The organism is Flammeovirga aprica JL-4, assembly GCF_012844305.1.
GTDB classification, from domain to species: domain Bacteria; phylum Bacteroidota; class Bacteroidia; order Cytophagales; family Flammeovirgaceae; genus Flammeovirga; species Flammeovirga aprica.
Genome location: NZ_JABANE010000446.1, coordinates 1 through 518 on the forward strand (window position 1 = coordinate 1; position 518 = coordinate 518).

Annotated in this window: 1 protein-coding gene; it reads left to right on the plus strand. The window is 61.0% G+C overall.

Features of this window, described 5'->3' with window-relative positions:
- Nucleotides 1–464, plus strand: a 464-nt coding sequence (gene exbB, locus HHU12_RS34860; protein WP_169661255.1) for a tonB-system energizer ExbB, incomplete at its 5' end; no start/stop codon positions are given.
- Nucleotides 465–518 lie beyond the last annotated feature (54 nt).

Here is a 518-nt window from a genome sequence, read left to right on the forward strand (position 1 = left end):
AAGCGCAGAACGAACTCGAACTCTCTGCCGGTGCCGAAGACAATGAAGGCATCAAGGAACGAACCGGTTTTCGCCTTGAGCGCCGCGTTGCGGCGGTTGGTCGCCATATGGGGCGCGGTAACGGCTATCTGGCGACCATCGGCGCCATTTCCCCGTTTGTGGGCCTGTTTGGTACCGTCTGGGGCATCATGAACAGCTTTATCGGCATCGCCCAGACCCAGACCACCAATCTTGCGGTGGTAGCGCCGGGCATCGCAGAAGCGCTGCTGGCGACGGCCATCGGCCTGTTCGCCGCCATCCCGGCGGTGGTCATCTATAACATCTTCGCCCGCATGATCGGCAGCTACAAGGCCTCGCTCGGCGACGTCGCCGCTCAGGTACTCCTGCTGCAAAGCCGCGATCTGGACCTCAGCGCCAGCGGCGTGAAGCCGGTGCGCAGCGCGCAGAAATTACGGGTAGGTTGATCGGCTATGGCGATGCGTCTTAATGAAAACCTGGACGATAACGGCGAAATGCAT